Raw genomic sequence first — 5,075 nt, 5'->3', positions numbered from 1 at the left:
ACGCGACGAACCTCAGCGCCTCCGACTGATCCGTGAGCTCGCGGGCCGCGCGGATGCCGACCAGGTCGATGCTCTCTACGAGCCGGATGTACCTCGACGGGTGCACCCGCGCGAGATGCGCGATGAGCGCGTCGAACGCGTCGTCGGAGGCGAGGCCGCTGTTCGCGGCATCCATCACGGCTGATTCGTAGTCCGCATCGGTCAGGACGACCGCGTGGCCGTCGAAGGAGCGCTGCCGGTAGTCGACGCCGTCGATCCGCAGGGTCTGGAAGCTGGCCGACATGGCGTGGATCTCGCGGAGGAAGTCCTGGGCGGCGAATCGCCCCTCGCCGAGGGCGTTGGGCGGGGTGTTGGATGTCGCGGCCAGGCGTGTGCCCGAGGACACGAGCTCGGCGAGCAGTCTCGTCATCACCATCGTGTCGCCCGGGTCGTCGAGCTCGAACTCGTCGATGCACAGGAGGTCGGATCCGCGGAACAGGTCGACGGTGTTCTTGTAGCCGAGGGCGCCGACGAGCGCTGTGTACTCGATGAAGGAGCCGAAGTACTTCCGCCGGGCGGGAAGCGCGTGGTAGATCGCCGCGAGGAGATGGGTCTTGCCGACGCCGAAGCCGCCGTCGAGATAGACGCCGGGCTTCGGCTCCGGGCCCTTCTTCGGCCGGCTGAAGAAGCCGCCGCGCTTCGCGGCGGGCGCGACGCCGGAGAACGCCATGAGCGTCTCCTTCGCCTCCTGCTGCGACGGGTATGCAGCATCCGCCCGGTATGTCTCGAACGTCGCGTCGTCGAACTGCGGCGGTGGCACGAGGCTCGCGACCATCTCGGCGCCCGTCACCTGTGGCTGGAGGTCGGAGAGGCGGATGATCCCCGTGCGGGCGCTGGTGGTTGTCATGCGAGTGATCCTGTGTCGAACTCTTACCGGAACGGGTGCGGGCGACGCCCGCGCGACCTATGGTCGGAGGGACGGTGACAACCCTACGCCGTCCCCCAGAGCGATCCGCTCGAACCACCCGAGGAGCACACCTTGTCCGTCGAGTTCGACACCTCATCCGAAAAGTTCGCCGAGTACTCCGAGCCCGGGCGGCTGGTCACCGGTGAATGGCTCGAAGCACGTCTCGGCGCCCCCGGCCTGGTCGTCGTCGAATCCGACGAGGACGTGCTCCTCTATGAGACCGGGCACATTCCGGGCGCCGTCAAGGTGGACTGGCACACGGAGCTGAACGACCCGGTCGTGCGCGACTACGTCGACGGTGCCGGATTCGCCGAGCTTTTGAGCCGCAAGGGGATCTCCCGCGACGACACGGTGGTCATCTACGGCGACAAGAACAACTGGTGGGCGGCCTATGCTCTCTGGGTGTTCTCGCTGTTCGGGCACCAGGACGTCCGCCTCCTCGATGGCGGACGCGATCGCTGGATCGCCGAGGGGCGCCCCATCACGACCGACGCATCGACGCCGGAGCCCACGGAATATCCGGTCATCGACCGCGACGACTCCGTGCTGCGCGCCTACAAGGATGACGTGCTCGCGCACCTCGGCAACCCGCTCATCGATGTGCGCTCACCCGAGGAGTACTCGGGCGAGCGCACGACCGCCCCCGCGTACCCGGAGGAGAGCGCGCTGCGCGCCGGCCACATCCCGTCGGCCCAGAGCGTGCCGTGGGGCAAGGCGGTCGCCGAGGACGGCGGGTTCAAGACCCGCGCCGAGCTCGACGCGATCTACCGCGATGGCGCCGGGCTCGCCGACGGCGACGATATCGTCGCCTACTGCCGCATCGGGGAGCGCTCGAGCCACACGTGGTTCGTGCTGCATCACCTCCTCGGGTTCGAGAAGGTCCGCAACTACGACGGCTCGTGGACCGAGTGGGGCAGCTCCGTGCGCGTGCCGATCGTCGTGGGCACCGACCCCGGCGAGGTCCCCGCGCTCTCCTGACCGGCAGGGCCCGCCCGGGCGGCGCCGCGTGGGAGAATTGCGGTGATGACCGACACCGCCCTCCCCCAGGCACTCGCCGAGATCCGCGACGAGTTCCTCGAGTTGCCCGAACCCGATCGGCTGCAGCTGCTGCTCGAGTTCTCGAACGAGCTGCCCGATGTGCCGTCGGAGTATGACGCGCACCCCGAGCTGCGCGAACGAGTAGTGGAGTGCCAGTCGCCCGTCTACATCATCGTCGACGTCGATGCCGACGGGCGGGTGGCGATGCACGCGACCGCGCCGCGCGAGGCGCCGACGACGAGGGGTTTCGCGAGCATCCTGGTTCAGGGCATCACGGGGCTCTCCGCCGATGAGGTGCTCGGCATCCCCAATGACTTCCCGCAGTCCATCGGGCTGACGCGCGCCGTGTCGCCGCTGCGCCTCAGCGGCATGACCGGAATGCTGATGCGCGCGAAGCGTCAGGTGCAGGCGAAGGCCCTCGTCTGACATGCTCGCCTCGAGGCGTCAGTCCGCGTCACGCGAGGCGTCAGTCCGCGTCGCCGGCGGGGGCGTTCGTGACGCCGAGGCCCTCGAGCCACGATGAGATCGTGCGGGTCCAGCGCTCCTGGTCGTAGTTCCAGAGCTTGGTGTGCCGCGCGGTCTCGAAGGTCTGCATCGTGACGAGGTCGGGCCGGGCCACGAGCAGGTCGTAGGACGCATCGGCCGGCACGAAGCCGTCGTCGTCGCTGTGCAGGATCAGGATCGGATGCCGCAGCTCGTCCGCCCGGGCGACGACGTTGAGGCGGTCGAAGTCGATCGGCTCGCCCGTGCGGGTCACGCGGGTCGCCCATTCGGCACCCAGCGCGCCGATCGCCATGTCGCTCACCGCGTGCGGCAAGCCGAGCAGCCGCGCCTGGTGGTCGAGGACCACTCGCCATTCGATGACCGGCGACTCCAGCACCACGCCGACGATGGCATCGCGATGCGCTGATGACAGTGCGAGCTGCAGGGCGATCGCTCCCCCCATCGACCAGCCCATCAGCACGATGCGCTTCGCTCCGCGACGGCGTGCCAACGCGACGGCGGCGTCGACGTCACGCCATTCGGTCGCGCCCAGTCCGTAAGTGCCCGTGCGGCTGCGGGGCGCCTCGCCGTCGTTGCGGTACGACACGAGCAGGCTGTTGATGCCGAGGTCGCGGAACACGGGGACCGCGCGAAGGCACTCGGATCGTGTCGTTCCTCGGCCATGGATCTGGATGACCCAGGTATCGCTCGCCGCAGCGCCATCGGCACCCGCCGCCGGGAAGAACCACGCGGGACACGGGCCCACGGATGCGCCGATCAGTTCGGCGGCGAAGGGCACGTGCAGCTGCTCGGGGCGATCGAAGTACCAGCCGCTGAAGGCCGCGTCGCGCCCGAGCGTCGTCTGGCCATCGATGCGGGTGAGGAGCTTGCGTTTGACCGTCGTCTCGTCTTCGGCGAGTACCGAGCCGAGCTTCAGGTACGACTCGCTGCCGCTCGTGAAGAGGCCGTAGCGCCCGGGCAGCCGGGTGTCGGCGGTGCGAGAGAGCGTGATCGTCTGCGCCGACGTGTCCAGGCCGAGTATCACGGTGTCGGCCTGGCGCGCCGCCGGAGTCACGACCCGACGTGCGACGCGCAGTGAGACGAAGGCGATGGCGCCGAGCACGCCGGTCAGGGCGGCGCCGAGCACAGCGGCGGTCAGCTGCAGGCCCACGATCAGGCCAGGAGCGGCGGGTGCGGCGTGCCTGGGGGTCTTCATCGATGCATCACTCTAGTCTGTCGTCGTGACAGCAGATCGCCCGACCGATGCTGCGTTCGCGCGCGCGGAAGCAGAAATACGGGGCGTCGTGTTCCGTGACGACCTCTCGGTTCGTGAGATCCCGGCGCCGAGCGGCCTGGCCCCCAGCGCGCTCGCGCTCGCGGGCGATGTTCGGCCGGAGGCGGAAGGCGTCGACTCCGCCTTCGGGACGGGGCGCTTCATCCTCCTGCACGACCCCGAGGAACCGCCGCCATGGAACGCATCCATGCGCATCGTGTGCTTTGCACAGGCCCCCGTCGAGGCCGAGATCGGCACCGATCCCCTTTTGGCGGATGTCGCCTGGTCGTGGCTCGTCGACGCGCTCGACTCCCGGACGGCGACATATCACTCGGCATCGGGCACGGCGACGAAGACGCTGTCCAAGGGATTCGGGTCCCTTGCGGCGCAGGGCGACGGCGCACAGATCGAACTCCGCGCCTCGTGGTCGCCCGAGGGCGCCCTCGCCCCGCATGTCGAGGCGTGGGCCGAACTCGTGTGCATGCTCGCAGGTCTTCCGCCGGGGTCGGAGCAGATCGCCGTGTTCGGGGCGCGTAGGGTGCCACGTGCCTGACTACGTCGTGATCGATACCGCAGAAGGCCTCGCCGCGGCATCCGAGACCCTCGCGCGCGGCGACGGGCCCGTCGCCGTCGACGTCGAACGGGCCTCCGGGTTCCGCTACTCGCAGCGGGCCTACCTGATCCAGGTATTCCGCCGCGGCGCGGGGATCTTCCTCTTCGACCCTCCTCCCATCGGCGATTTCAGCCCGCTCCAGGCGGCGATCGGCGCAGCGGAGTGGATCCTGCACGCCGCGAGCCAGGATCTGCCCTCGCTCCGCGAGCTCGACCTCGTGCCGCTGGAGATCTTCGACACCGAGCTCGCCTCGCGCCTGCTCGGGCACGACCGCGTCGGTCTCGGCGCCGTCGTCGAGGACACGCTGGGCATCACCCTCGCGAAGGCGCACTCGGCGGCGGACTGGTCGACCCGGCCGCTCCCCCAGTCGTGGCTCGACTACGCGGCGAAGGACGTCGAGCACCTGGTGGACGTGCGCGATGCCCTCGTCGCCGAGCTCGAGGAGCAGGGCAAGGCGGAGTTCGCGCGCGAGGAGTTCGCTGCCGTGCTCGAGCGCGCGCCGCGCCCCGTGCGCGAGGATCCGTGGCGTCGCCTGAGCGGCCTGCACACTGTTCGTGGCCGAAAGGGCCTCGCGGTCGCACGGTCGCTCTGGCTCGCGCGGGAGTCGTACGCGCAAGCGCAGGACATCGCCCCGGGACGCCTGGTGCCCGACCGCTCGCTCGTGGCGGCGGTGCTCGCCGACCCGCAGACGAAGCAGGATCTCGCGGCCCTCAAGGCGTTCA

The 5,075-nt window shown here is 69.7% G+C and carries 6 protein-coding genes; 4 read left to right on the top strand and 2 right to left on the bottom strand.

Features of this window, described 5'->3' with window-relative positions:
• A partial coding sequence (gene zapE / locus VNT50_RS10735; RefSeq protein WP_325485108.1) for a cell division protein ZapE occupies positions 1–886 on the bottom strand: 886 nt, incomplete at its 3' end.
• A 132-nt stretch (positions 887–1,018) separates the two neighbouring features.
• Here zapE and VNT50_RS10730 point away from each other — a divergent pair.
• Positions 1,019–1,924 carry a sulfurtransferase gene (locus VNT50_RS10730; RefSeq protein WP_325485107.1) on the top strand — a complete coding sequence of 302 codons (906 nt, stop codon included), beginning with the start codon at positions 1,019–1,021 and terminating at the stop codon, positions 1,922–1,924.
• Between the two features lie 45 nt (positions 1,925–1,969).
• A complete protein-coding gene (locus VNT50_RS10725) occupies positions 1,970–2,410 on the top strand; it encodes a SufE family protein (protein WP_325485106.1) in 441 nt (146 codons plus the stop codon).
• A gap of 40 nt (positions 2,411–2,450) precedes the next feature.
• Here VNT50_RS10725 and VNT50_RS10720 read toward each other — a convergent pair whose 3' ends face one another.
• Positions 2,451–3,683, bottom strand: coding sequence for an alpha/beta hydrolase family protein (locus VNT50_RS10720; RefSeq protein WP_325485105.1), 1,233 nt, complete (start codon positions 3,681–3,683; stop codon positions 2,451–2,453).
• A gap of 25 nt (positions 3,684–3,708) precedes the next feature.
• Here VNT50_RS10720 and VNT50_RS10715 point away from each other — a divergent pair, with 25 nt between their 5' ends.
• Complete coding sequence (locus VNT50_RS10715; RefSeq protein WP_325485104.1) at positions 3,709–4,293, top strand: DUF3000 domain-containing protein; 585 nt, start codon at positions 3,709–3,711, stop codon at positions 4,291–4,293.
• A partial coding sequence (locus VNT50_RS10710) for an HRDC domain-containing protein (RefSeq protein WP_325485103.1) occupies positions 4,286–5,075 on the top strand: 790 nt, incomplete at its 3' end. The genes VNT50_RS10715 and VNT50_RS10710, both read left to right, overlap by 8 nt.

This window comes from Microbacterium sp. (assembly GCF_035554235.1).
Classification (GTDB): domain Bacteria; phylum Actinomycetota; class Actinomycetes; order Actinomycetales; family Microbacteriaceae; genus Microbacterium.
Note: the sequence above shows the minus strand (reverse complement) of the source record. Positions and strands in the feature narration are given on the sequence as shown.